Here is a 25,411-nt window from a genome sequence, read left to right on the forward strand (position 1 = left end):
CTAAGCTTATTAAATAAAAGACTTATATGCGTTGTGACATCCCATATTGCCACTGAACAATGCAAGATATAAAAAACTTTGATTTTTTTGCATAAAAAAAACGCAGAATTCGAGATCTGCGTTTTCTTTTGATAAATGATTTATGTTCTTTCTTAGAGCTTTACATCTCTAAAATCGTCTTAGAATAATTGGCTAGTATCGAAATTTTCAAGATTCTCAGCTACTCTTTTTAGGAACATGCCGCCAAGACCTCCATCAACAACACGATGATCATATGATAAAGACATAACCATGATGTGTCTGATTCCGATTGTATCACCTTGAGGTGTTTCGATAACAGCAGGCTTTTTCTTGATTGCACCAACAGCTAAAATTGCAACTTCGGGTTGATTAATAATTGGTGTACCTGTTGTACTACCAAAAGCGCCTAAGTTTGTAATTGTGAATGTGCCTCCTTGAATATCATCAGGTTTTAATTGATTGGTTCTAGCTCTGTTTGCAAGATCGTTAACCGATTTGCTTAGGCCAATTAGATTTTTCTCATTAGCATCTTTGATAACTGGAACGATCAGGTTACCGTTTGGAAGAGCAGTTGCCATTCCAATATTCACAAAATTCTTTTTGATAATCTTATCGCCATCAACAGATACATTGATTAATGGATAATCTTGAATTGCTTTGCTTACTGCCTCTACAAAAATCGGTGTATATGTTAATTTTTGATTGTGTTTCTTCAAGAAATCGTTTTTGATTTTGTCTCTCCATTGTACAATTGGAGTGACATCCACGTCTATAAAAGAGGTTACATGTGCAGATACCTGAAGAGAATTGGTCATATGATGAGAAATCAATTTTCTCATACGATCCATTTCAATAATTTCAACGTTTTTACCTGCATATGAGTTATGAGCAGGAGCACTTACTTGTGGAGCAGGTGCTGAAGGTACAACGACTGGTTCTGCTTTTTTAGATGTCTTGCGGTTTTCGATATATTGTAGAATATCCTTCTTCGTAATTCGATTCGATTCACCAGAACCAGCAAGTGTGTTTAGTTCTTCATTTGTGATATTCTCAGCCTTAGCAATCGTACGAACAAGTGGAGAAATGAAATTGCCATTTTCAGTTTTGGCTTTCATAGGTTCACCCTCTTCAGGAGCCTCAGTTATAAGAGTAAATTGAGGTTCTTTGCTTTCAATAGGAGCTTCTTCTTTTTTTGGAGATGGTTCTGCACCATCAATATTTTCACCATCTGTTGTGATTATTGCAACGATATCACCAACTTTGGGTACATCACCTTCTTCGAATAAAATTTTTGCAATAATACCACTTGCTGGAGCAGGAATTTCAGAATCAACTTTATCAGTTGCAATTTCCATAATTGAATCTTCTTCTTCAACAGAGTCGCCTTCCTTTTTTAGGAGCTTTGTAATTGTAGCTTCAATGATACCTTCACCCATTGCTGGAAGAAAGATTTCGTATTTTGCCATATTGATTTTGTTTAGTGTTTGTTTATTTAGTCTAAATAGAATACAAATTTAATTAAAAAAGAGTAAAAGACAAGTATGTCTTATTAGTAAAGTAGATCACCTTTTTTTAATCTCTAATTAGTTTTCTCTATATCATAAAATATGATAACTTCTTTGAAGGTAGGCTTTCTGTTTGAATTAAATTACTTTGCTAATAAAATACTCAAACTTAAAGAATCAAGAAATTGACTATTATAAACTTTTATCAAAAGGCACTCGGTTCAGAAGAGAACGCCCTAATGTAATTTCGTCAGTATACTCCAACTCATCCCCAATGGATACACCACGAGCAATAGTTGTAACAGGAACTTGATGGGGGTTTAATTTTTTGTATAAATAGAAATTGGTTGTATCGCCCTCCATTGTTGTGCTAAGAGCTAAAATGATTTCGGTTAAATCTTCCTCTTTAGCTTTTTCAACTAGGGGTTGTATACGCAAATCACTGGGGCCAATTCCATCCATTGGTGATATAATACCACCCAAAACATGGTAAATACCATTATATTGTTGAGTTCTTTCAATCGACATGACATCGCGAATACTTTCAACCACACAAATGGTTGTTTTATCACGCTTAGGACTGGCACAAATGTCGCAAAGATCGGTATCCGAAATATTGAAACAAGACTTACAGTGTCTAACCTCTTCACGAAGTTGAATAATAGTATTCCCAAATTTTCGAACCTCTTCCTTATTTTGATTGAGGAGATGTAAAACTAACCTTAGAGCTGTCTTTCTACCAATCCCTGGTAGTTTTGAAAATTCAGCAACGGCATTTTCTAATAGTTTGGATGGGAAGTTATCGTAATTCATTCTTTAATATATAATCGACATACAGCGGGACCAATTCTGAGATCTCTAGCTCAAATGTAAGTATTTTTAGTTTTACTTTTCCCAGGACTTAAATATGCTTGGGAGTATTTGCGATGTAGACTAAGGAAAAGTGTGTCACAAAATGGATAATTTAGATAGCGTTATGATGATAATAATTTCTATTTTTGAGACTTAATTTCAAACAAGATTTATGTCTCCACTAAATATCATCTTTGTAGTTGTTGGCTACTTTGCACTTCTCTTAAGCATCTCATATTTTACTAGCCGTAAAGCTGATAATAAAGCCTTTTTCTTAGGAAACAAACAGTCTCCTTGGTATGTGGTGGCTTTTGGTATGATTGGAGCTTCGCTATCAGGCGTTACCTTTATCTCGGTACCTGGTTGGGTTAGATCTACCGAGTTTTCATACATGCAAATGGTATTGGGTTATATGCTAGGGTATATTGTTGTAGCCAATATTCTACTGCCTCTGTACTATCGTTTGAATCTAACCTCAATTTATACCTATTTAAAAGGCCGATTTGGTATTGTTTCTTATAAAACGGGTGCTTCTTTCTTTCTACTTTCCAGAACAATTGGAGCTTCATTCCGTTTGTTTCTGATGGCAAATGTGCTTCAAATAACAGTGTTTGATGCATGGGGTGTCCCTTTTGCACTTACTGTTTTGATCACAATAATGTTGATATGGCTTTATACATTTAAAGGTGGGATTAAGACCATTATTTGGACTGATAGTTTACAAACCTTGTTTATGTTGCTTTCTGTTGGGATTAGTATTTATTTGATAATGGATAAGCTTGACCTGAATATTGCAAGTGCATTAAGTACAATTCGAGAAAGTGATTATGGGAAGGTATTTGAATTCAATGATTGGACTAGTAAGCAGCATTTTTTGAAACAATTTTTCACAGGTGCTTTTATCACTATAGTCATGACGGGACTTGATCAGGATATGATGCAAAAGAATTTGAGTTGTAAGAACTTGGCAGATGCTAAAAAGAATATGTATTGGTATGGCTTTGCTTTTATTCCTGCAAACCTATTATTTCTTCTTCTTGGTGCTTTGCTTTTAATGTTTGCGCAACACGAAGGGATTGCTATTCCTGAACGAGGTGATGATCTATTTCCTATGCTAGCAACGCAACATTTAGGCCCTGTGGTTGGACTCTTCTTTTTGGTTGGTTTAATGGCAGCAGCTTATTCTAGCGCAGACTCTGCTCTTACCTCGCTAACGACCTCTTTTACTGTTGATATATTGGGAGCTGATGTAAATGATGAAGCCAGGACCAAAAAACTGCGTGGTCGATCTCATCTACTGTTCTCTTTCATTTTATTGCTTGTCATCTTACTCTTTAGAGCTATTAACGACGATTCTGTTATCTCAGCCATTTTTACAGTTGCAGGATATACCTATGGTCCCTTGTTAGGCTTGTATGCTTTTGGCTTATTTACGTCTATTCAAGTTAAAGATAAGTGGGTTCCTCTAGTGACTATAGTCGCTCCAGTTTTGTGTTATGTTTTTGCTCAGAACTCCGTGGACTGGTTTGGATTCAAATTAGGCTTTGAATTGTTGATGCTGAATGGATTCTTAACCTTTATTGGATTGTTCGTAATCAGGAGAAGTAAGGTTAAATTGTAAAAAAGGATAAAGGCTTAAATTTAAGGCTGAGTGAAACGAAGTCCGCCTCAGGGGTGATAAAGCTTATCCCGAAAGTATTCGGGAGTTAGAGGTGCGATGTTAATAGTTTTTTTTAATCTCCACATCATCACATCATCACATCATCACATCATCACATCATCACATCATCACATCAATTGATCCATTTAGGCAGTTTCTTTGATTTAGGTTTGCGACCATAAAAGAAGTCATCCAGTGGAGCAGCAATGCGTCTAAAAAGCGGGGAGTGTTTAATTCCAAATCGAATGGCATTGTGCAATAAATTATCAGGATGTGAGTAGGGGCAAATTGCCATGCAGCGTCCACAGTCTGTTCCTGCCTTGCACCAGTAGGTAAAACAAGATTCTGAATTGATTTGCCATCTTTTAACACCGTCAACCATTTTAGGATTCTCAGATGAAATTGATTTACTAGGGCAAACTTCGGCACATTTCTTACAACGTAAACAGAAGTCTAGCATATAGTTCAACTTCTTACGATCTGTGGTTGTTAATGGGAATTCAGTTGTGACAACGCCTAAGCGAACTCTTGGGCCTTGCTTTGGTGTCATCAGTAAGCCCATACGCCCAATCTCTCCTAGGCCAGAATCACGTGCAACCAATGGACAAACAACTTGATAGTTTCCATCGATATGTGCTCGTGCTGAATAACCCAGATGTCTTAGGAATTCGGCAATTTGAATGGCTATGCGTCCTGAATCGAGATATTGTTGTGCAGACTCCATCACAATAGATGATTGTGGCGCAGATTGAACCATTTCTTCATTCATTTCAACAGTGAAAGCAATAGCATGGCTATGCGAGTTGTGTACTTCATTTCCATATTCGTCTCCACGTCCCTTGTGGGAATATAAATGATAGTCCTTAAGTTCACAGAATCCAATGTCTAATGCACCTAGTTTTTTACCCCAAGCTTTTATAAAAGAACTCATTTCTTTAGGTTCTGTTTCTTTACGAGTGGGATTGACTTCACTATCAACAGCTTTTTTGAACTGTCCAACTGCAAAGAAGCTGGCATGTGCAGCTGCAAAAGCGAAAGGATGGTTGAATAAGGATTTTTCAGAGCATAAGCCTGCTTCCTTTCTGAATATATTGTCGAGTTCTTCTTTCTCAGGGTATTTAGTGTAGTAGTTTTTATAATTTTCGCTTCCTACAATCAATTCGTTTCTCGAAAACATCACGTTTCTCTCATCAATCTTAGTCAATGGGGTTTCATCACAAATTGTTTGTGGTGTTTTAAAAGGATAAATAAACAAGAGCCCTGTCATTATCAAATCAGCAATTAGAACTAATGCCAGTATGTTGTAGTTATAATACCAAGCGATGAAATAAGGTATTGGAAGTAGCAAGCCGATGATAAGGGCCCTGAATGCTGCTCTTTTCTCATTTTCGATATAAAAGATATAAGTGCTGTATAGAAAGATGATTATAAAAGCCAATGCACTAATCAGACAGAATAGTGTTGAAAGATTGAAAAGAGTATCCATTTATGACGACGATTAATGGTGTTATTTCATTTAATAATACGTTCGTCAATATAGGCAAATTAGGCTTTTAGATTGTTTTGTTATCAAGTTTAGAATGAATAAAAAAAAGCCTCATTTAGGTGAGGCTTTCATTGTATTGAGATATTTTTAAATCTAAAATTGATAGACGAATGCATTGATACTCATGCCTGCACCAACCGAGGCAAATACCACATGATCACCTTTTGTGAAATGGTGACCTTCTAGTTCTCCTTTGGCAATCATATCGTACAAAATAGGTACGGTTGCCACCGAATTATTACCCATTTTTTTGATGATCATCGGCATAATATCATCAGGAACTTGTCGTTCGCCATATAGGCGGAATAAACGTTTTGCGATGGCTTCATCCATTTTTTCATTGGCCTGATGAATCAGAACTTTCTTGATGTCCTTCAATCCCAAGCCTGCTTTTTCTATACATTCTTTTACAAGCTGAGGTACGTTTGAAATCACGTATTCGTAGATTTTATGACCCTGCATTTTAATATAGAAATCACGATCTCTATTTTGGAAATCAGGATTGTGAGAGGCACCTGACCAAAGAAAATAGGCTTCGTCTAAAGTATCTGTACGAACAGAATGAGATATGATACCTGTCTCATTTTCGCTTTCAACTGCTTCGAGAATAGTCGCACCTGCACCATCGGAATAAATCATTGAATCTCTGTCGTGCGGATCGCATACTCTAGAAAGTGTTTCAGAACCAATAACTAAAACTCTTTTTGCATCGCCAGACTTGATAAAGTAATTTGCTTGAATCATGGCTTGTACCCAACCAGGGCATCCGAAAAGAATATCGTAAGCTACGGTCTTAGGGTTTTCGATTTTAAGCAAATGTTTGACACGAGCAGCCAAACTTGGCATCAATTGTGGCGCAACCGTGTTGGCTGAGACATCACCAAAATTGTGAGCAACAAGAATATAATCCAGACTTTCTTTGTCGATTCCTGATGATTCCAGAGCTCTGCTTGCTGCTATATATGCCAGATCAGATGCTTTTTGATCTTCGCGAGCATAGCGTCTTTCTTCAATGCCTGTAATGCTATGAAATTTTTCAAGAACTTCAGGAGTAGTCACTCCATTGTGACTGCCATCAGAATTGTAAAAGATATTTTTTAAGAAATCTTCGTTCTTTACTTCAACTTCAGGAATATAGCTTCCTGATCCAACAATTTTCGAATATATACTCATCATCAATTTTCTTTTAATATTAAGATAGAGTAGGGTGCACGAAAAAAAAACCTTAAGGGGAATAGCCTTAAAGTCAGATAGATGAATTCGAGAATCAACGCTCCAAATTAGAGCATTCTGTTATAGTAGTTGCGGCTAAGATAGAAATTAATTTATAAATACGATTTTTCACACAAAAAAAACGCAATCAGATATCGATTGCGTTTCAGTATATTGTAACTAAATAAACTATTTAAATAGCTCAGCTTTTAGTTTCTTGTCAACTGGATTATTACCTAGCCAAATTCCCCAAAGTGCCTTTTTGAAATCTAAACCTTTAATGCTTGCAAGCTCCTTCCCATTTTTTGAAATGATAGTGCCAAGCTCAGGCTGATATGTAAATTGGAACAAATCTTTTTTCTCAACGCCTTGCTTAAATACATTCAAGAAATCTTCTATTTCACTACGAATAGCTTCAGGATTTCCCTGAGTTGATTTTTTAAAACCATCACGTATGGCTTTGTCCATTTTTTCGGCCGTAATCAGCCCTGAAATAATACTCAAGCGAACAATGGCAGTTTCATTACCCGAAACAATCTGATTTGCATCTTGCTTTGTGTCTGATACAAATAGGCCAAGTGTGTACATGTCCATCCATAATTTCACTCGGGTTCCAGTTCCCTTGAGTTGAAGATCTTGGTTTTCAATTTTAAGACTCTGTGGGAAAACTTCAGTTTTGTTTTGAGATATGGCATTTAAACTGAAAAAAGCCAGAATTATAGGTATAAGTAATTTTTTCATTATTATAGTTTTAAGTAAATGGTTTGTATAAATCAACCTAGCTATATATAATTTTAGCATAGCATAAGTAAAAAGTTGCTATGATATTAACGATGTAATTGAGCCATAGAGGGTATTGTCGTTTACCAGATCTTAGGTCACCTTCCAATATGTATATAAACGTGAAAAAGACACCAAAAGCCCACATCAAAAGGAACGACCAGTTGAAACTGCTTACATCTTTGGTTTCCCAGGTTTGAACAACTTGTGGAATAACGCCAATACTTAGTATAATATTTCCAAACCAACCCAATGATTTGAAGAAGCTTATCTTTTTGAAAAATTTGTGCATATTAATTATTGAATAAGTCTTTTAAAATCATCTCCAGTAGGGTTCTGAAAGATTCTTAAATTGAATTCCGGCACAATCGCTAAAATATGGTCGAAGATATCAGATTGTATAGCTTCATAGTTCGCCCATTCCTGATCGTTTGAGAATACATATATTTCAATTGGAAGTCCTTTCTCTGAAGGTTGAAGTTGTCGTACCAAAAAAGTCATATCATTATGAATCTTTGGATGCGCTTCAAGATAAGCTTCAATATACTTACGAAATGTACCAATATTTGTTAAGCGTTTTTGGTTAACAGGAATCTCATTTTCAGGATTTGCATGTTTGATTTCTTCTTTTTTCTCTGCGATATAGCTTGAAATGAGTTTGATTCTTTTAGCCATCTCAATCTCTTCATCATCAAGAAAGTGAATTGATTTCACGTCGATATTCAAATGACGTTTAATTCTTCGTCCACCTGAGTCTTCCATCCCTTTCCAGTTGTTGAATGATTCTGAAACTAAAGCATAAGTAGGAATGGTACTAATCGTTTTGTCCCAATTTTGAACTTTTACCGTATTTAAACTGATGTCGATAACGGTTCCGTCTGCACTTTTAGATGGCATGCTTATCCAATCCCCAATATTCACCATTTTATTGGCAGAGAGTTGAATAGATGCTACGAAACCTAAGATTGTATCTTTGAAAACCAAGATCAGGACGGCAACAAAGGCACCCATGGTTCCCAAAATAAAAATCGGCGTCCTGTTAATCAGAATTCCAATAATTGAGATGGACCCCATTACATAGAAAAAGATCTTGATAATTTGAATGTAACCTTTTATAGGACGGGTTTTACTAACAGGAAGTGTGTTGTAAATATCATTTGCTGCATTGAAGAATGAATTAATAAGCATTAAAGCTAAGATAATCATGTAAACCTGAGTGGCATGTTGAATAAACTGCCCTGTTGGCTCATGATAAATCATGCCAGCACTAAGATTGATGATAATGGCTGGAGCAAAATGAGATAATTTGTTGAAAACTTTTCTCTCCAAAAGAATATCGTCCCAATGTGTCTTGGTTTTTCGTACGAGTTTAGTAATGATCGTAATCAAAACTTTTCTCGAAATAACATCGGAAAGCCATGCTAGAATTGAAACGACAAGTATAGCAATAGCTGTTTGAAAAATGGCGGCTATATTTTCAGCAATGCCTTGATTGATTAACCAATCTCTTAAATGCACTCCAAGTAGTTCTTTCATGTTTACTTATCTATGAATGAGGATGTTTTAATTACAATTGATAATATGTACAGTTGAGTTTAATATCTGAACAAATATATTGAATCGCTTTATTAAAAAGAAACTTGAAAGGGATTCCTCTAAAGAGAATTCTCAAATCCTTATAAATAACTAAAAGAGCTGAAAAAGATCATTTAAATGCAGCAAACTTTCCTTTAACTTTGCAATAACCTTAAACATATAGAAATGATACGATCTTTAACATTAATATTAAGTCTGCTATTAGCAGTAACTAAGCTGAGCTTTGCCTCAGTTGAATTCGATACTTATTTTGAACACAAAACTTTACGGATTGATTATCTACTTGGTGGTAATGCAAAAGAACAAACCGTATTCTTACAAAATTTAAAGAAGGAGGCGCATTGGGGTGGTACAACGAAGAATCTTGTTGATAGCTTCAACTACGGTAATTTTCGTTATAAGTTGGTTGATAAAACGTCTGGGACTTTAATTTATTCTCGAGGGTTTGGATCTTTGTTTCAGGAATGGCAAGCTACTCCTGAGGCTAAAACTTTGAACAGATCCTATTATCAAGTGAATGTGATGCCTTTTCCTAAAAATAAGGTTCAGTTTATTATTGATTATAGAAATAGAGATGGTGTTTTTGTCAAGCTATTTGAATACGAAATTGATCCAACTAACTATTTTATATTAGACGAAACGGCAATTAAAGTTGAGCATTCTAAGATAATCGGAAATGGAGATAGTGATTCTTGTATTGATGTGGCTTTCATAGCTGAAGGTTATACTAAAGACGAAATGGGGAAGTTTAGAGCAGATGTTGAGCGAGTTGCTGGCTATGTTTTGAATGTAGAACCTTTTAAAACTTATGCAGATCGTTTTAATATCTATGCCTTAGAATCCATTTCTGAAGAATCAGGACCAGATATTCCAGGGAAGCATATTTATAAGAATACGATTCTAAATTCAAACTTCTATACTTTTGATTCGGAGCGATATCTCACGACTTCTGATTTGAAAAGTATGTACGATATAGCTGCTAATGTGCCTTATGATCAGATTTTCGTGTTGATAAATACTGAGAAATATGGCGGTGCAGGTATCTATAATTATTACACTTCCTGTGCATCTGATCATAAATTATCCAAGGAAGTAGCCAGCCACGAGTTTGGACATGGTTTTGTTGGATTAGCTGATGAATATTATACCTCAGGTGTATCTGTAGAGGATTTTTATAATCTGAAAGTAGAACCTTGGGAGCCTAATATTACCACTTTAGTCGATTTCGATAGTAAGTGGAAGTCAATGATAGAAGAAGGAATTGTTACACCGACGCCAAGAACTGAAGAATATGAATCTAAAGTTGGTCTTTTTGAAGGTGGTGGTTATATGAGCAAGGGAATTTATTCTCCTGTGCAAGACTGTAAGATGAAATCAAATAATAAAGATGAATTCTGTCCTGTTTGCCAAAAGGCTTGTGAAAGAATGATTAAGTTTACAATTGGAGAATAGCTCTGATATTTCGATATAAAAAAATGCACTCATTATTAATGAGTGCATTTTTTTTGAACAGGCTATTTTAGATTCCTATTCTTTATCTTTTTTAGCAAGACTATAAAATGCTAGTAAAGCTAGTCCTCCAAATAAGAAGATCATAGAGAAATATGAAACCTCTTCGCTCATTCTAGTATATTCATCAAGAATGTTTCCGATTAAAATTCCAATAGCTAAGCCAATAGCTAAAATTCCATATTTTAAACTCTCCTGAGTTCTATCTTTAGTGGCACTAACTAAAAGTTCTGTGCTAAGTCCCTTTTCAATTAGAGCTTTTCTTTCACGATGACGGTGAACAAGGAAAATGATTAGTGGTACAATTCCAAATGAAGAAATGATTGCTACTACTCCTGTGATATCCATAATATAAGTTTTAATTTTAACGTACAATAATTTTCTAAGTTGTAAATAAAAGCTTCTTGATTTTTGCTTTCAACTTTATGACGCCATGTTTAAAGAAAGGGTTACAAATAAGTTTACTTTTTTAATAGGGGTTATATCCGTTTGTTAATCATTATATTGTAGTGTTGTTGTTTTTTTGTCATTATATCTGTAACCAATACTGGTTTGGTGCGTCTAACTATTAGTAGTTCGAAACAGATGCAACATTTAATGACTTTTTGCAGTCTATTGTATTGTGAGGGGAAATGTGAAAAGAAAATCGTCTCTGAATGATTTTGTTAATCTAGTTTCTAAACATTAGAACATGAAATCGAACAAGGATAACTATTACATACAAAAGATTAAGAATGGTGATGTTGGTGCATATGCCTACTTGGTTGATCGTCATAAAAAAATGGCTTTTAATATTGCTATGCAAATAATTGGGAATAGAGAGGATGCTGAAGAAATAACTCAAGATGCTTTCTTAAAAGCTTATCAGGCATTAGATAGCTATAAAGGAGAATCGAAATTTTCAACTTGGCTCTATCGTATTATATATAACGCATCGATTTCGAAGATGCGAAAAAAAAAATTAGATCAGGTTTCCATTGATGATGATTATAATGCATCAGTAAATGTGAAATCGACCCAGTCAGCACTTCAAGCTCTAACAAATGAGGAGCAGAAGTTTTATATCAATAGAGCTCTTAATAAAATGAGTGGTGATGAGAAAACGATCATTCATCTCTTTTACTTAGAAGAGAATTCAATTGATGAAGTTAGTGAAGTTACTGGATTGAGTGTGTCAAATGTAAAAGTTAAATTACATCGATCACGTAAGAAATTATACGGTATCTTAGAGCAGTTTTTACAGGAAGAATTGAAGACGATACTTTAAGATGATTATTAAAATAACAGAAACTTGCTTTTCTAATTGAGACAAAATTTGGAACAGATGCAAAAGGAAGATATATATAAAGACGAATTCATAAAAAAGCTATTGAAAGAGGTTGAACTTGAAGAGCCATCGTCTGATTTCACAAAGCATGTGATGGACGATGTGATGCAAGATTGGTTGACCAACTCAGTAAGTGTAAAGAAGCGCATGCCTATTAAACGTTTACTGATTCTAATAGCTTTTGTATTATTGATTGTTATGATACTTTTAGGAACTGATGTGCACAGCATTGTTGCTTCGTGGGAGCATCCTTTAATCAAACAAGTGAATGCTATCTTAATTCAACCAATACATGATTTATTATTAGGGGTAGTTGATCGAATGGTCAGTCTACCTGTTATTGTTTATATTATCATGATTGCTGGATTATCTTTAGTTGTATTTGACAGTCTTGTTAAAAAGATGTTACATCAATCCTAAAGAATTTGTCTACGAGGCAAAAAAAAATGCTGTCGATAATTCGACAGCATTTTTTTTATGAGAATTTCATTCCTAGAATGGAAGATCATCTTCTTCTGGTGCTGGAGGCATATCAGCAGCATTGAATTCTGGCATTTCTGCAGCAGCTGCAGCTTGCATTTTTTCAATTCTCCAAGCTTCAAGATTCGAAAAGTAGTTTACTTTTCCGTCTTTTTCCCATTTTCTTCCTTTGATATTGAAAGAAACCTTAATGTTTTCGTTAACAGAAACAGTCTCTAATAAATCGCAACGATCTTGAGTCAACTGAAATTTAATGAAGTCATTCCAATCAGAATTTCTTTCATTTTCAACTTCAATTACAAATTCTCTTTTCTTAAAACGATCGCTTATTTGTTGAGTATCCTCTTTTAGGATAACCTTACCGTTAATTTCAAAATTCATATAAATATCTTTTGCTTAGTAAGTATTTACTAATGTTGATTATTGTAAATTTTCTTAAGTCAGAATTACTCTCTAATGATTACGATTTTCTCGATTTCATCACCACCTTTAATTAGGTCGATTACTTCAAGACCTTCGATTACTTTTCCGAAACAAGTATGCTGACGATCTAAGTGAGCTGTATTTTCGCGACTGTGGCAAATAAAGAATTGAGATCCACCTGTATTTCTTCCAGCGTGAGCCATAGAAAGAACACCTTTGTCGTGGAATTGGTTATCACCAGTTAATTCACATTTGATAGTGTGACCAGGTCCACCTGCACCTGTTCCATCAGGACATCCACCTTGAATAACAAAGTTTGGAATTACACGGTGAAAAGTTAGTCCATCATAAAATCCTTTTTCTGAAAGAGTAACAAAGTTTTGAACTGTAGTAGGGGCATCTTTTTCAAAAAATTCCACCTTCATTAAACCTTTTTCTGTATGAATTTCTGCTTGTAACATATCTTTGATTTTTATTAATTTTTATTCTATAAAATTGAAGACTGAAAGTACTCATTTTCTTTCAAAACGTCTTAGTCTGACAAAAAAAAACAAAATCGACTTTGTTCTCTATGCTTTGATTATGAGTCTACTTAAAAAATAAAGAGTATGAATTATTCATCTAGCTAAACCCCTTATCTCAAATGAAGCTTTTCGTTTTCAATTAGCTTACAAAGCTAAGAAAAGAATTGTACTCGCAAAAGGGAAAAAAAATCCCTTTCCGAAATAAATCGAAAAGGGAATATTTTAATAGAGTTCTGTCTAGACAAATTCTCTAATTTTAATTTTTCTTAAGAAATTATTTTGTAACAGGAGCTGCTGCAGCAACAATTTCAAGAAGCTCAACTTCGAAAATTAATGTTGAGTTAGGTCCGATATTAGCACCTGCTCCACGAGGACCATAAGCTAAAGCAGAAGGAATATAAAGTTCCCATTTAGAACCAATAGGCATCATTAGAAGAGCCTCAGTCCATCCTTTGATTACACGAGTAGGTAAGAATGTAGCTGGCTCTTTACGCTTGTATGAAGAATCAAATTCTTTACCATCGATAGTAGTTCCACGGTAGTGAACTTTAACTTCTTGCTCCTTAGTTGGAACTGCACCAGTACCAGCTGTTAAAATTTTGTATTGAAGTCCACTTTCAGTAGTTACAACACCTTCTTTTCCTTTGTTATCTTCAAGAAATTTTTCTCCAATAGCAACATTGGCTTCAGCAGCTTTCTCTTTAAGTTCTTTAATGAATTTATTGATGATTGCTCCACCTGCACGTTGTTCAATTCTTAAATCTTCCTGAGCTAAAGCAGCGTTTAAACCTGCTAAAAGAGCGTCTTGATTAACCTCATTTAAGCTGTTTTGCAATAAGTTTCCTCCGAAACTAGCACCGATACTATAGCTTACAGAATCAACAGTTGTGTTCAAAGCCATGTTTGTATCTACTTTCTTGTCGCAAGAGCTAAATGCGAATACGCCTAGTCCTAATGCTAGAGTTAATGCTTTTAATTTCATTGTTTTGAATATTTAGTTTATCTGTAAAAAAAATTATACTATCTCTAATAACTCTACTTCAAACATAAGAGTTGTGTGTGGGCCGATTAGGTTACCAGCACCTTGTGCACCATAGGCTAGGTTCGATGGAACAAATAATTTCCATTTTGATCCTTGAGGCATCAATTGAAGCGCTTCTACCCATCCTGCAATAACACCGTTTACTGGGAATGTTGCAGGCTCGCCACGATCTACTGAACTATCGAAAATAGTTCCGTTAATTAATGTTCCGTGATAGTGACACTTAACGCTATCTGTAGCTTTTGGAATATCACCATTACCTTCTGTAATAATTTGATATTGAAGACCACTTTCTAGTTCAATTACACCTTCGTTTTTCTTGTTTCCTTCAAGGAAAGTTTTTCCTTCACCTATAGCTTGTCCAGCCTGCTCTTCTTGCATTTTCCCGAAAAACTCCTGTAGAATACCATTAGCCTCGTCTGGGGACAATTCTGGCATTTTACCATTAAATGCAGCTTCAAGAGCTTCAACAAATGGCTCAGTGCTTATTGTCTTAACACCTGATGTAATTAAATTGCTTGCAATGCTTAAACCAAGGCAATAGCTTACCTTATCTTGTTCTTCAGTATACTTCATCTATTCAAAATTATTCATCTCAAAAATGAATCTTAAATTCCAAAATGCAGATACTAAAATACTTGCACTTGAAATTAATCTTCATTGGGTTTGAGAAATATCAATATTTAGTTATTTTCTTGTTTTTCAGATAATTATGACTCGCTGAAAAAACAAAGCCCTAAGTTAGCAGTTTTCTCTAAGAATGCGAGCGATGGACTGTTTATTTAAGATTTTTTTAATGTTTTTCAATTTGATTTTCAAAATCGAAATCCGCAATTTTTGTGGCTCTTAAAATATGATGTTTACCTGGAGGACCAGCCAGTCTTTTCACTTCAAAACCAGATGTACGTAGTGCTCGCTTGACAATACCTTTTGAGCAGTAAGTCACTAATGTGGCATTAGGATTTGTACAATGGTAAAGCTTTTTGAATATCGTCTCAGTCCATAGTTCTGGCTGAATGTCAGGTGCAAAGGCATCAAAGTAAATCAGATCATATTGATCCTTAAAGTCTATCTTTTTTAAATCACCATTTATCTTTTCAAGGCTAAAATAATCAGATATTTCGCAAAGTTTATTCCAATCAGCTTCGTGAAGCTTCTTGAATAACTCAGGTTTATCAAAATCGATTAGTTCTGGATAATTAAGGACTTCAAGTTGTTCTGTTTCGATAGGATAACGTTCTAAGCTATGGTAAACAATAGATCTTTTATTGCTTTCAGCTTCTACAAGTGAAAGGTATGTGTTAAGCCCTGTGCCAAAACCAATTTCTAAAATACGAATTGGACTCTTATCTGAAAATCGCAAGCCGGCATTAATATATACATGAATAGCCTCTTGAATGGCACCATGTGTTGAATGATAATGCTCGTTGAGTTCTGGAATAAATATGGTGTGAGAACCATCTTCGGTTAATTTAATCTCTCTTTTCAGCATGCTTAAATTTAATAATGTATGGCACTTGATCCAATTTATAAGTTTATTTCTGTTTCCTTATTTATTACCTGGTCTGCAGGTGGTATGACAGCAGCTTGTTGTCTTAGTCTGTTAGGAATAAGGTTTATCCATTTGTTTTGGAATGGTAGCTGTTGGTCGTTCTCCGGATGACGAAGTAGTAAGATGATGAATCCGAAAAATAAGAAGCATCCTTTTAGAATACTTGTTATAGTCATTCCCCACCAAACACCTGTTACAGGCACTGAACCTTGTTCAATATATTCTGAGAATAGGGGTAAGATATCAACAAAACTATAAGCTAAAATAAAAGCAAATGGTATGCGAAGAATATTTCCAATTATCCCAATTATTGTTGGGGGCATTGCCTTACCAATGCCGTTAAATGCTCCTGTAGCCGTAATTTCGATACTCATAAAAACTTGTGAAATACTAAGAATCATTAAATAAACAATTCCCATTTTAAGAACTTCAGGTTCACTTTGTTTAATGAATAGACCGAAGATTTCAGCTCCAAAAAAGTAAAACAAGGCCGTACTTAAAAGACCTAATGTAGAGGCAATGCCTAGTGTGATGAAGAATCCTTTTTGAATTCGATCCCATCGTTTGGCACCATAGTTTTGGCCTGTGAAAGTTCCTAGAGCGGACGAAAAGCCTAAGGCGGTCATCCATGAAAGCGCTTCAATTTCTGCACCGATTGATTGTACAGAAAATGGGATACTATTTCCTTGTGCAATATTATTCATGACTCGAGCAAGAAACATTGCAAGTGCTGCGAAACCAGCAGATTGAAGAGCAACTGGACCACCAATTTTAATAATTGGTTTTAAGAATTGCTTTTGGAATTTGCCTAAATATTTTTTTGTATTTAGAGGATTGTTTTTTCCCCTAAGGAGTATTATAAACAAAGTGAATACTAATATTTGAGAAACAACTGTTGCTATACCAGCACCTTCAGCACCCATTGCAGGAATACTTCCCCAGCCAAAAATTAGAATTGGATCTAGAATCATATTCAGCATTAAACCCACTGCGTTAACATAGAAAGGAGTTTTTGTGTTACCTGTTCCATTGTATATACCCGAAAGTGTGATATTCGAATAGGTAAAAGGCATACCGATAGCTACAATCCTTAAATATACAAAGGCTGTTTGGTTGACAAAATCACTTTCAATCTGAAATATATTAACAATTGGGCCGGTAAATAACCAAACCAAAAAACCAAAACCAATGGCAATAAGAAATGATAAACCGAAAGCATTTCGTGTGAACGCTTTGGCATCCTCCAAGTTTTTACGCCCAATAGATTGAGAGATACAAACCTCAGCTCCAATCTTTGTAATGAACATGAGAGACGAACCTAGCCAAACCAAATAAAGAGCTATCCCTACAGCACCAACGGTTTCACTTCCAGCGCGACCCAGCCAAGCCATATCAGTCATATTATACGCCATTTGTATAAATGAAGTCGCAATGATTGGGATGGCAAGTTTTAATATTTGAGGGAAAATTCGTCCTCTTGTAAGATCTTTTATTTGTGACACTAAATTAATTTTTATGGATTGAATCGGAAAATGACCATTTGTTTATTGAAGTTAGGATTGAATAAACTCTCCTAAAATAATGTGATGCAAAATTAAGAATTTGAGGCAATAATATTGAATATAGCTCGATTAATTCAGATCTTGCAGGCATTATGAGTGAAGATGTAATTAGGAAGATAATTCATATTGATATGGATGCTTTTTTTGCTTCGGTTGAGCAAAGAGATCAGCCCGAACTTAAGGGGAAAGCTGTAGCAGTAGGTGGAGGAGGAGATCGAGGAGTTGTTGCGGCAGCTAGCTATGAAGCTAGAAAATTCGGTGTCCGATCAGCCATGCCATCTAAAACAGCTTTGAAACGATGTCCTCATCTAATTTTTGTAAAATCTCGTCATTCCCGCTATAAAGAGATTTCGGATCAGATTATGGCCATTTTTCATGAATTTACAGATTTGGTTGAACCACTTTCTATTGATGAGGCTTTTCTTGATGTTAGCCACAACAAAATGGGATTGCCTTCTGCCACTGCAATTGCAGAAGAGATTAGGCGAAGAGTTAAAGAGGAAACAGGCTTAACAGCTTCTGCAGGGATTTCGGTAAATAAGTTTCTGGCTAAAATTGCTTCAGATTATCAAAAGCCAGATGGTTTGTTTGTTATAAAGCCGAAAATGGTGGAATCCTTCATTGAGAAACTGAGTATCGAGAAGTTTTTTGGTGTGGGAAAGGTAACTGCTGAAAAGATGCATCAAATTGGAATTTTTCACGGTAAGGATTTAAAAAAGCGTTCTTTATTGGACCTAACTCGTCTGTTTGGTAAAAATGGAGCTTACTATTATAATATTGCCCGAGGTATCGATAATCGAGAGGTGAATCCTAATCGTATAAGAAAATCGGTGAGTACAGAGAATACCTTTATCCACGATGTTAGAAATAAAGAGCAGCTTAAAAAACGCTTGGAAGAAGCGGCATTAGATCTTTATCGACGCTTACAACGGACTAAATTTAAGGGACGTACCATAAGTTTAAAAATCAAGTATAGTAATTTTGAACAAATAACTCGCTCTCGAACTGTTTTGCTTGAAATTACAGATTACGATGAGATAATGGACTTGTCTAATAAATTGCTCGATCAACTTGAATTGACTGATAGTGTACGACTTCTCGGATTGGGTATTTCAAATCAATTTAAGCCAAATGAAGTTATTCAATTAACTTTTGATTTTTAGCCTAAGGATTTAGGCTATTTATGCTTTCATTCAGAATGATTTTTCTACTTTTGCTCTTCATATAAAGATATTTAAGTATTTTATTTTTAAAGGATGCAAAAACAGTTAAATCATTTATTATGGGTGACTTGCTTAATTTTAGCAATTGCTTGTAAACCTCAAAACCCGCAACAAGTTGGCGTTTTTGACACTAATTTCAGTGTTGATTCAAGCCTGGATCAACAAGCTCTTCAAGATACCGCTTTCACAAATATGATCAACCAATATAAACTTGGTCTTGATTCTCAGATGAATCAGTTGGTTTCGGAAACAAATGAAGCCATGATGTCTGGAAAACCAGAATCTCTTCTGAGTAATTATGTTGCTGATGCCATGCTTTCTATTGGTAATAAATACTGTTTAGATAATAAACTGGGGCATGGCGTTGATTTGTCTATCATCAATAATGGTGGTTTGCGAACAAGTTTACCAAAAGGTAATATCTCGACTGGAAAATTATTTGAACTTCTACCTTTTGAAAATAAACTTGTTATTATTGGAATGAAAGGTTCCGATCTTCAGAATGTATTGAGATATATAGCCACAAGAGATGGAGAAGGCGTTTCTGGTATAAAGATGGGGATTAAAGGTGATCAAGCTGTTGATGTTAAAGTTGGAGGACAAAAACTTGATTTAAATAAGATTTACCATATTATCAGTATCGACTATCTTGTAAATGGTGGTGATGGAATGAACTCATTTGATAAGAGAGAGAATTTTCGCCACATGCATATGAAACTTCGTGAAGCAATTATTGATCATGCTAAGGTTTTATTTGAGTCAGGTGTAGGTATTAAAGCAGAATTAGATGGGAGGGTTTACTATGAGAAGTAGAAGAGATTTTTTTAAGAAACTAGGAATGGGAGGTCTTTTTTTAGGCTTTGGTGGCTATGCTTTAAGTTCGAAAGCAGCTAAAAATAAACTGACTAAAATAACCCTTCTGCATACCAACGATATGCACTCTCATATCGATCCTTTCCCCGAGACTGACCCAAAACATCCAGGGTTAGGAGGTTTTGCACGTATAAATGCTCTTGTCAAACGAATTAGAGCTACAGAAGAACATTCTTTATTACTTGATTGTGGCGATATTTATCAAGGCACACCTTATTTCAATTTCTTTAATGGTGAGGCTGAATTGAAATTGATGTCTAAGATGGGCTACGATGCTGGAACGATTGGGAATCATGAATTCGACAATGGTCTTGTAGGTATTTCTTCTCAGATGAAACATATGAATTTTCCATTCATCAATGCAAACTACGATTTCTCAGGTACAGTACTTGAAGGAAAGATTAAGCCTTATAAGATTTTCAATAAGGGAGGAATTAAGATTGGTATATTTGGTTTAGGAATTGAACTAGAAGGACTCGTTTCTAGTAAGAATTGTGAAGGAGTGGCCTATCGCAATCCAATTGATGTGGCTGAGAAGATTGTTCCTATTCTTAAAGAAGATGAGAAATGTGATCTTATTATATGCTTATCTCATATTGGTTATTCAAGTAGTACAGGAGGTATGTGTGATATGAAACTGGCTCAAAATACCAGTGGCATCGATGTTATTTTAGGAGGTCATTCTCATACTCTATTGGAAACTGCGACTCGTGTTCGTAATTTAGATGGAGAAGAAGTTGTTGTCAATCAAGTTGGATGGGCTGGTATTGCTCTTGGACGAATTGATTTTTACATTGATAAAGAAGAAGGAACTAAGCTAGCCAGTTCAACTCTACATAGCATAGATAAAAGATTGGAAGCTTAATAATGAACACGATTCTAAGGAATAATCAGATTTTATAGAATATGAGTAAGCTATTAAAAAAACTGAATAAGTCTAATTTACCCTATGTTGAAGGTGTTCTTTCAATCATTGCAAACATCTTATTATTTGCTCTTAAATATTGGGCTGGTATCGTTACGGGGTCTATCGCAATTATGGCAGATGCCTGGCATACCTTATCTGATAGTTTGAGTTCAGTTATCGTATTATTAGGTGCAAAATTTTCTAAAAAGCCTGCTGATAAAGACCACCCTTTTGGACATGGACGTGCAGATTTAATTGCTGCTTTTATCATCGGAATAATGCTTCTTTTAGTTGCCTTTGATTTTATTTTAGAATCATATGATGCGCTTAAACATAGAGAAAGTTCTACGTTTGGGTCTTTGGCTATTTATGTCATGATAACATCTGTTATTTTAAAAGAATTACTCGCTCAGTTTGCTTTTTGGGGTGCGAAAAAATCTAATTCGAAAGTGCTTAAAGCAGATGCTTGGCATCACCGTAGTGATGCTATATCATCTTTAGTTATTTTGGCAGGTATCTTTTTAGGCAAGTATTTTTGGTGGATCGATGGAGCTTTAGGGCTAATTGTAGCTTTGTTAATTGGTTATGCCGCTTATGAAATTATCAGGGATTCAATCTACACTTTATTAGGAGAAAGCCCTTCTAAGGATATCATAGAGAAACTGAAATTAACTTGTAAACGTTGTTACCCTGAGAATTTGTATCCACATCATTTTCACGTCCATTCTTATGGAGACCACAATGAGATCACTTTTCATATTTGTTTGCCAGCTGAAATGACAATTAGAGAAGCCCACGAGATTGTGGATTATATCGAAAATCAGATTGCAAAGGAACATGCCTATTCTGCAACCTTACATATCGATCCTAACGATGAAGAACATATAAGTTTCGATTCTTAATCTGTAATTTAGGCTTTCGCAAGTTTCTTCGCTTTAGCAAAAGAAACAGCAATTATTGCACCGCCAATCACGCAAACAGCTCCGATCATTGAGATTGGATCTAAGTTTTCAGTTTTAATCCAATCTACTTGAAGACTTGAAAGAACGGCCATGGTGATAAGTGTGATAATTGGATTCAAAGTGACAATGATACTCACTTTATAAGCTTCGGTGTATTTAAAGGCAAAGGCTAAAGCACCATATGCTACAAGTGTATTCACACCCAGGAATATAATAATAAGCCAAGTGGGAAAGCTTAGTTCTGTGAAAGCAGGGAAATCAACAGTCGGTACATAAAGCAAGGCGGGAAGACCATAAAGAAACATATTCAGCGTTTGCGCAGGATGTTTTTGGACCAATTTCTTTTGTAATGCTGCATATAGAACCCAGGCTACTGCTCCAATTTCAATCCATAAAAAACCTTTATTAAAAGCTTGTGGATCGTGAAGAAAACCCTGTAGTTGATTTTGGTAAAATAGAATTAAGCCTATAGCAGCAATAGCAAATCCACCCAATTGTTTAATATTCAGTCTTTCTTTATAAACGATAAATCCGACCAAAGCGAGAAGAATAGGGCCTGTTTGAATAATGATCTGAGCATTACTCGGGCTTGTATAGTTGACGCCTTGCAGAAAACCAATATAGTTTAAACCCAAGGCTAATGCCGCTATTACAAGTAGAACTGGTGGACGCTTAAATATTTGAAGCTGTTTTCTATCTGTAAATAGAAAGTAAATAAAGAGAACGCCAGCAGCAAAAGTAAATCGAAACCAGACAATGGAATTTGGATCGAGATATTTAAGTGAGATCTTCAGGAAAATAGGCAAAAAGCCCCAAAGAAATGCCGTAAGGCAAGCAAATAAAACCCCTTTAAGATTTGTCGATATTCCTGAGTTGCCCATTATGATCGGATAGAGTTATTTAGAATGAATTTAATCAGGACGAAAGTAAACTAAATTTTCAAAACAAAAGTTTCTTAAAGTATGATTTTAGTCTTGTTTTCAATAAATCACCTTTAGTTCTTTCGAGTTGAAAATGAGGTCTTTGGTGTTAGCTGTTGCCATTAGGCAAATCAAAACAGACATAACCCAGAGCTTTCCATACTTCCAGAACTTGATTTAAGCCAATTTCGAAACTAGAATATTCGGTATTGTCTGAGTGAAGAATGAACTGATTATTTTCGATATCCTTTTGAATTCGCTTATATACGATCCCATCTTCAGTACTAACAATAACATGACAAGAGCCATTACGAATAAGCTCCCAATCTTGTACATATTCACAGATGATATAAGCACCAGCTGGAATTGGTAACATACTTTCTCCTTCAATCTGAAAAGCACGATAGCTTTTGTTTTCTGAAAGTTCAGCAAAAGGCATTCTGAAATTGGGCAATTCACTTATAAATTCAGTGTCAGAATAACCATTTAGGTAACCAGCAGCAGCTTTTACAGGTACTAGAGTAATCATTTCTTCATTCTTGTTATCCACAACAATAGGCAGAATCCTTAATTTATCGCCTTTGGTATCTTGCAGTTTTTCTCTATCCTGAGCACTAATGTCAGTCAGGATTAATTCATCTAAGCTTCTATTAAAGAAATTTGTGAACTTAAGAATCGTTTCAAGTTTAGGAGTCGACCTCTTTTTCTCATAGGCAGATATGGATGAAGCTCCAATACTTATTTTGAATGAAAGCTTTGCTTGAGATAATCGTTTTCTGAGACGAAGATATTTTAGATTCTGTGATAGATATTGCATATTGATTGAGCTGAAGGGTTCTTTTAACTGAAAATTCGTGCAAAAGTAAAGAATACTTGTTGATATTGGCCTCAAATTCTTGTATTTTGGGATTACAAAATCAAAAAACATTTATGATGACAAGTATAAAAGTTAAATCCCCTTTTAATGGTCGATTACTCCAGGAAATCCCCTTAATGGATACACAAGCTATTGAAGAAAAAATGGCTAAAGCCCATTCCCTTTTTCAAAATCGATCTCGATGGTTAAAGCCTTACGAACGAATTGCAATTCTTGAAAGAACTAAGAAATCGATGGAAGCTCGAGTTGAGGAATTAACTATAATTGCAGCTTCAGAAGGAGGTAAACCCTACCAAGATAGTAAGCTTGAGGTTTTACGTGCAATTAATGGCGTTCAATTGGCCATAGAATATATAGGTCAGATTAAAGGAGAGCAAATTCCAATGGGAATAACGGCAGCTTCTCTTAATCGACTAGCTTTTACTATGCCCGAACCCATTGGTGTTGTTTTGAGTATATCTGCATTTAATCACCCATTGAATTTAGCTGTTCATCAGATTATTCCAGCTTTTGCGGTGGGTTGTCCTGTCATTATTAAGCCAGCAAGTAGTACTCCACTGTCAGCTATTGAGTTGGTTAAAATGATGAAAGAGGCTGGTTTGCCTGATGATTGGGCTGAGGTGGTTGTTTGCAATCGTGAGAATGCTGAGATTATGGTAAAGGATAATCGTATCAATTACTTTTCTTTTATTGGTTCTGCAGAAGTGGGCTGGTCTTTACGCTCTAAACTTGCTCCGGGAACACATTGCGCCATGGAACATGGCGGATCAGCACCTGTCATAATTCAGCCTGATGCAGATATTGATGAGGCTGTTTCTTTACTGGGGAAAGGTGCTTTCTATCATGCAGGGCAGGTTTGTGTTTCTGTTCAAAGAATATTCGTACATCAATCTATTTTAGATGAGTTTAGTGAGAAGCTAGTGGCTTATGCAAAATCAATAAAAGTTGGTGATCCTTTGGATCCCTTCACTGAAGTTGGTCCCTTAATTGACTCTGGGGAACAGGAGAGAGTTCACAGTTGGGTGAATGAAGCTGTGGAAGAAGGAGCGAACTTATTGTGTGGCGGTCATAAATGTGTGGAAACATGTTATTTGCCAACTGTCTTGTTAAACCCATCAGAGGAATCAAAAGTTTCAAAATTGGAGGTCTTTGGACCCGTTGTCTGTTTGTATACTTATAGTAAGTTACAGGATGCCATAGATAGGAGTAATTCTTTGGACTTGGCTTTTCAAGCATCAATTTTTACTAAAGATATTGACAAAGCTATGGATACAGTTAGCCAACTGAATGCCTCAGCAGTCATGGTAAATGACCATACGGCCTTTCGCGTGGATTGGATGCCTTTTGGAGGCAGAGATGCTTCAGGAATTGGAGTAGGAGGGATTCCCTATTCAATGAAGGAAATGACTAGAGATAAGTTAATGGTCATCCGATCAAAATCAATTTAGATGATATAAGAAGAGGCTGTCCTAATGAACAGCCTCTCTTCTTTTATGAGTTTTGAAATTATTCCATATGTTTTAAGTTGACAGCATAGAGAATGATGAAGAGAATTGTGAAGAAAGCTCCCATTCCAAGCATCATCATGCCAACTTCCATTCCAATAAAATAAACGGGTACGAGCATCCAGAATAGATTGACAACAGAGTATAAATAAAAACCATTCTTTTTAAGTCTAAACATTAAGAAAATGCCTAATAAGCTTAACAACGCAAAAATAATATGAGCTGCTGTCATTGGGACTAAATTTTCAGCTGTTTTTTCAAGAGCATAAATACCATTCTGAGCACTTTCATAAATGAAGCCTGAATCCATACCTGCTTCTTCTAGATTTTCTAAAGCCTCTTCCATTTTGGCAATATTAGCAGGATATGTTTTATCAAATGTTACATACTGATAGGCATGTTGTAATAATCCAAATCCTCCACTGCCAATCAAGGATAAAATACATAGTACAGTAATAAATGTTGGTCTTTTTTTAGGTAATACAACTTGAGTAATGTCTTCCATGGGTGTAAATTTAATGTGTTAGTATAGGTTAATATTTGATTATTGAAT

Annotated in this window: 26 protein-coding genes; 9 read left to right on the forward strand and 17 right to left on the reverse strand. The window is 35.4% G+C overall.

Annotation, left to right across the window (positions count from 1 at the left end; translation table 11 throughout):
• Nucleotides 1-179: 179 nt before the first annotated feature.
• Complete coding sequence (locus ACXR6G_RS15220) at nucleotides 180-1,487, reverse strand: dihydrolipoamide acetyltransferase family protein (protein WP_458362297.1); 1,308 nt, start codon at nucleotides 1,485-1,487, stop codon at nucleotides 180-182.
• Nucleotides 1,488-1,718: 231 nt separating this feature from the next.
• The gene (gene recR, locus ACXR6G_RS15225) at nucleotides 1,719-2,339 is read right to left on the reverse strand and encodes a recombination mediator RecR (protein WP_458362298.1); all 621 of its coding nucleotides are present in this window, start codon (nucleotides 2,337-2,339) and stop codon (nucleotides 1,719-1,721) included.
• Between the two features lie 211 nt (nucleotides 2,340-2,550).
• Between recR and ACXR6G_RS15230 the strand changes: the two genes are divergently transcribed.
• Nucleotides 2,551-3,999 carry a sodium:solute symporter gene (locus ACXR6G_RS15230; RefSeq protein WP_458362299.1) on the forward strand — a complete coding sequence of 483 codons (1,449 nt, stop codon included), beginning with the start codon at nucleotides 2,551-2,553 and terminating at the stop codon, nucleotides 3,997-3,999.
• A gap of 172 nt (nucleotides 4,000-4,171) precedes the next feature.
• Here the strand turns inward: ACXR6G_RS15230 and ACXR6G_RS15235 are convergent, their stop codons facing one another.
• The 5 genes from ACXR6G_RS15235 to ACXR6G_RS15255 all read right to left on the reverse strand — a co-directional run bounded on the left by ACXR6G_RS15235 (nucleotide 4,172) and on the right by ACXR6G_RS15255 (nucleotide 9,112).
• Entirely contained in the window at nucleotides 4,172-5,524 is a 1,353-nt protein-coding gene (locus ACXR6G_RS15235; protein ID WP_458362300.1) for a 4Fe-4S dicluster domain-containing protein, read from the reverse strand.
• Nucleotides 5,525-5,677: 153 nt separating this feature from the next.
• Nucleotides 5,678-6,760, reverse strand: coding sequence for a 3-oxoacyl-ACP synthase III family protein (locus ACXR6G_RS15240; RefSeq protein WP_458362301.1), 1,083 nt, complete (start codon nucleotides 6,758-6,760; stop codon nucleotides 5,678-5,680).
• 225 nt (nucleotides 6,761-6,985) lie between these two features.
• The gene (locus tag ACXR6G_RS15245) at nucleotides 6,986-7,537 is read right to left on the reverse strand and encodes a chalcone isomerase family protein (protein WP_458362302.1); all 552 of its coding nucleotides are present in this window, start codon (nucleotides 7,535-7,537) and stop codon (nucleotides 6,986-6,988) included.
• Between the two features lie 37 nt (nucleotides 7,538-7,574).
• Nucleotides 7,575-7,868: a PQ-loop domain-containing transporter gene (locus ACXR6G_RS15250; RefSeq protein ID WP_458362303.1), complete on the reverse strand. Its 294-nt coding sequence runs from the start codon at nucleotides 7,866-7,868 to the stop codon at nucleotides 7,575-7,577.
• Between the two features lie 5 nt (nucleotides 7,869-7,873).
• On the reverse strand, nucleotides 7,874-9,112 hold the full coding sequence (locus ACXR6G_RS15255; RefSeq protein ID WP_458362304.1) for a mechanosensitive ion channel family protein: 1,239 nt from the start codon (nucleotides 9,110-9,112) through the stop codon (nucleotides 7,874-7,876).
• A 225-nt stretch (nucleotides 9,113-9,337) separates the two neighbouring features.
• On the opposite strand from ACXR6G_RS15255, the gene ACXR6G_RS15260 reads away from it, so the two are divergent.
• On the forward strand, nucleotides 9,338-10,624 hold the full coding sequence (locus ACXR6G_RS15260; RefSeq protein ID WP_458362305.1) for a M64 family metallopeptidase: 1,287 nt from the start codon (nucleotides 9,338-9,340) through the stop codon (nucleotides 10,622-10,624).
• 75 nt (nucleotides 10,625-10,699) lie between these two features.
• Here ACXR6G_RS15260 and ACXR6G_RS15265 read toward each other — a convergent pair whose 3' ends face one another.
• Nucleotides 10,700-11,029 (reverse strand): DUF6249 domain-containing protein, encoded by a 330-nt coding sequence (locus tag ACXR6G_RS15265; protein WP_458362306.1) that lies wholly within the window; start codon nucleotides 11,027-11,029, stop codon nucleotides 10,700-10,702.
• A gap of 343 nt (nucleotides 11,030-11,372) precedes the next feature.
• Here ACXR6G_RS15265 and ACXR6G_RS15270 point away from each other — a divergent pair, with 343 nt between their 5' ends.
• Nucleotides 11,373-11,948, forward strand: coding sequence for an RNA polymerase sigma factor (locus tag ACXR6G_RS15270; RefSeq protein WP_458362307.1), 576 nt, complete (start codon nucleotides 11,373-11,375; stop codon nucleotides 11,946-11,948).
• A 57-nt stretch (nucleotides 11,949-12,005) separates the two neighbouring features.
• Nucleotides 12,006-12,428, forward strand: a complete 423-nt coding sequence (locus tag ACXR6G_RS15275) for a hypothetical protein (RefSeq protein ID WP_458362308.1) — start codon at nucleotides 12,006-12,008, stop codon at nucleotides 12,426-12,428.
• Between the two features lie 72 nt (nucleotides 12,429-12,500).
• On the opposite strand, the gene ACXR6G_RS15280 is transcribed toward ACXR6G_RS15275, so the two are convergent.
• From ACXR6G_RS15280 to ACXR6G_RS15305, 6 genes are all read right to left on the reverse strand, one after another.
• Nucleotides 12,501-12,869 (reverse strand): DUF3127 domain-containing protein, encoded by a 369-nt coding sequence (locus tag ACXR6G_RS15280; RefSeq protein WP_372639373.1) that lies wholly within the window; start codon nucleotides 12,867-12,869, stop codon nucleotides 12,501-12,503.
• A 65-nt stretch (nucleotides 12,870-12,934) separates the two neighbouring features.
• On the reverse strand, nucleotides 12,935-13,372 hold the full coding sequence (locus ACXR6G_RS15285) for a peptidylprolyl isomerase (RefSeq protein WP_458362309.1): 438 nt from the start codon (nucleotides 13,370-13,372) through the stop codon (nucleotides 12,935-12,937).
• Between the two features lie 337 nt (nucleotides 13,373-13,709).
• The gene (locus ACXR6G_RS15290) at nucleotides 13,710-14,417 is read right to left on the reverse strand and encodes an FKBP-type peptidyl-prolyl cis-trans isomerase (protein WP_458362310.1); all 708 of its coding nucleotides are present in this window, start codon (nucleotides 14,415-14,417) and stop codon (nucleotides 13,710-13,712) included.
• 33 nt (nucleotides 14,418-14,450) lie between these two features.
• Nucleotides 14,451-15,053, reverse strand: coding sequence for an FKBP-type peptidyl-prolyl cis-trans isomerase (locus ACXR6G_RS15295; RefSeq protein WP_458362311.1), 603 nt, complete (start codon nucleotides 15,051-15,053; stop codon nucleotides 14,451-14,453).
• Nucleotides 15,054-15,270: 217 nt separating this feature from the next.
• Nucleotides 15,271-15,969, reverse strand: coding sequence for a tRNA (5-methylaminomethyl-2-thiouridine)(34)-methyltransferase MnmD (gene mnmD / locus ACXR6G_RS15300; RefSeq protein WP_458362312.1), 699 nt, complete (start codon nucleotides 15,967-15,969; stop codon nucleotides 15,271-15,273).
• Nucleotides 15,970-16,004: 35 nt separating this feature from the next.
• Nucleotides 16,005-17,531, reverse strand: a complete 1,527-nt coding sequence (locus ACXR6G_RS15305; RefSeq protein WP_458362313.1) for an MATE family efflux transporter — start codon at nucleotides 17,529-17,531, stop codon at nucleotides 16,005-16,007.
• Between the two features lie 152 nt (nucleotides 17,532-17,683).
• Between ACXR6G_RS15305 and dinB the strand changes: the two genes are divergently transcribed.
• The 4 genes from dinB to ACXR6G_RS15325 all read left to right on the forward strand — a co-directional run bounded on the left by dinB (nucleotide 17,684) and on the right by ACXR6G_RS15325 (nucleotide 21,496).
• The gene (gene dinB / locus ACXR6G_RS15310) at nucleotides 17,684-18,754 is read left to right on the forward strand and encodes a DNA polymerase IV (protein ID WP_458362314.1); all 1,071 of its coding nucleotides are present in this window, start codon (nucleotides 17,684-17,686) and stop codon (nucleotides 18,752-18,754) included.
• A gap of 93 nt (nucleotides 18,755-18,847) precedes the next feature.
• Nucleotides 18,848-19,627, forward strand: coding sequence for a 5'-nucleotidase C-terminal domain-containing protein (locus ACXR6G_RS15315; RefSeq protein ID WP_458362315.1), 780 nt, complete (start codon nucleotides 18,848-18,850; stop codon nucleotides 19,625-19,627).
• A complete protein-coding gene (locus ACXR6G_RS15320) occupies nucleotides 19,602-20,552 on the forward strand; it encodes a bifunctional metallophosphatase/5'-nucleotidase (RefSeq protein WP_458362316.1) in 951 nt (316 codons plus the stop codon). The genes ACXR6G_RS15315 and ACXR6G_RS15320 overlap by 26 nt, the downstream gene beginning before the upstream one ends.
• A 41-nt stretch (nucleotides 20,553-20,593) precedes the next feature.
• On the forward strand, nucleotides 20,594-21,496 hold the full coding sequence (locus tag ACXR6G_RS15325) for a cation diffusion facilitator family transporter (protein ID WP_458362317.1): 903 nt from the start codon (nucleotides 20,594-20,596) through the stop codon (nucleotides 21,494-21,496).
• An 8-nt stretch (nucleotides 21,497-21,504) separates the two neighbouring features.
• Here the strand turns inward: ACXR6G_RS15325 and ACXR6G_RS15330 are convergent, their stop codons facing one another.
• Together ACXR6G_RS15330 and ACXR6G_RS15335 are read right to left on the reverse strand one after the other, a co-directional pair.
• Nucleotides 21,505-22,437, reverse strand: a complete 933-nt coding sequence (locus ACXR6G_RS15330) for a DMT family transporter (RefSeq protein ID WP_458362318.1) — start codon at nucleotides 22,435-22,437, stop codon at nucleotides 21,505-21,507.
• A 148-nt stretch (nucleotides 22,438-22,585) separates the two neighbouring features.
• On the reverse strand, nucleotides 22,586-23,293 hold the full coding sequence (locus ACXR6G_RS15335; protein ID WP_458362319.1) for an XRE family transcriptional regulator: 708 nt from the start codon (nucleotides 23,291-23,293) through the stop codon (nucleotides 22,586-22,588).
• A gap of 113 nt (nucleotides 23,294-23,406) precedes the next feature.
• On the opposite strand from ACXR6G_RS15335, the gene ACXR6G_RS15340 reads away from it, so the two are divergent.
• Nucleotides 23,407-24,801 carry an aldehyde dehydrogenase family protein gene (locus tag ACXR6G_RS15340; RefSeq protein ID WP_458362320.1) on the forward strand — a complete coding sequence of 465 codons (1,395 nt, stop codon included), beginning with the start codon at nucleotides 23,407-23,409 and terminating at the stop codon, nucleotides 24,799-24,801.
• Nucleotides 24,802-24,859: 58 nt separating this feature from the next.
• On the opposite strand, the gene ACXR6G_RS15345 is transcribed toward ACXR6G_RS15340, so the two are convergent.
• Nucleotides 24,860-25,363, reverse strand: coding sequence for a hypothetical protein (locus tag ACXR6G_RS15345; RefSeq protein WP_458362321.1), 504 nt, complete (start codon nucleotides 25,361-25,363; stop codon nucleotides 24,860-24,862).
• Nucleotides 25,364-25,411 lie beyond the last annotated feature (48 nt).

The sequence above is a fragment of the Ancylomarina sp. YFZ004 genome, from assembly GCF_054254355.1.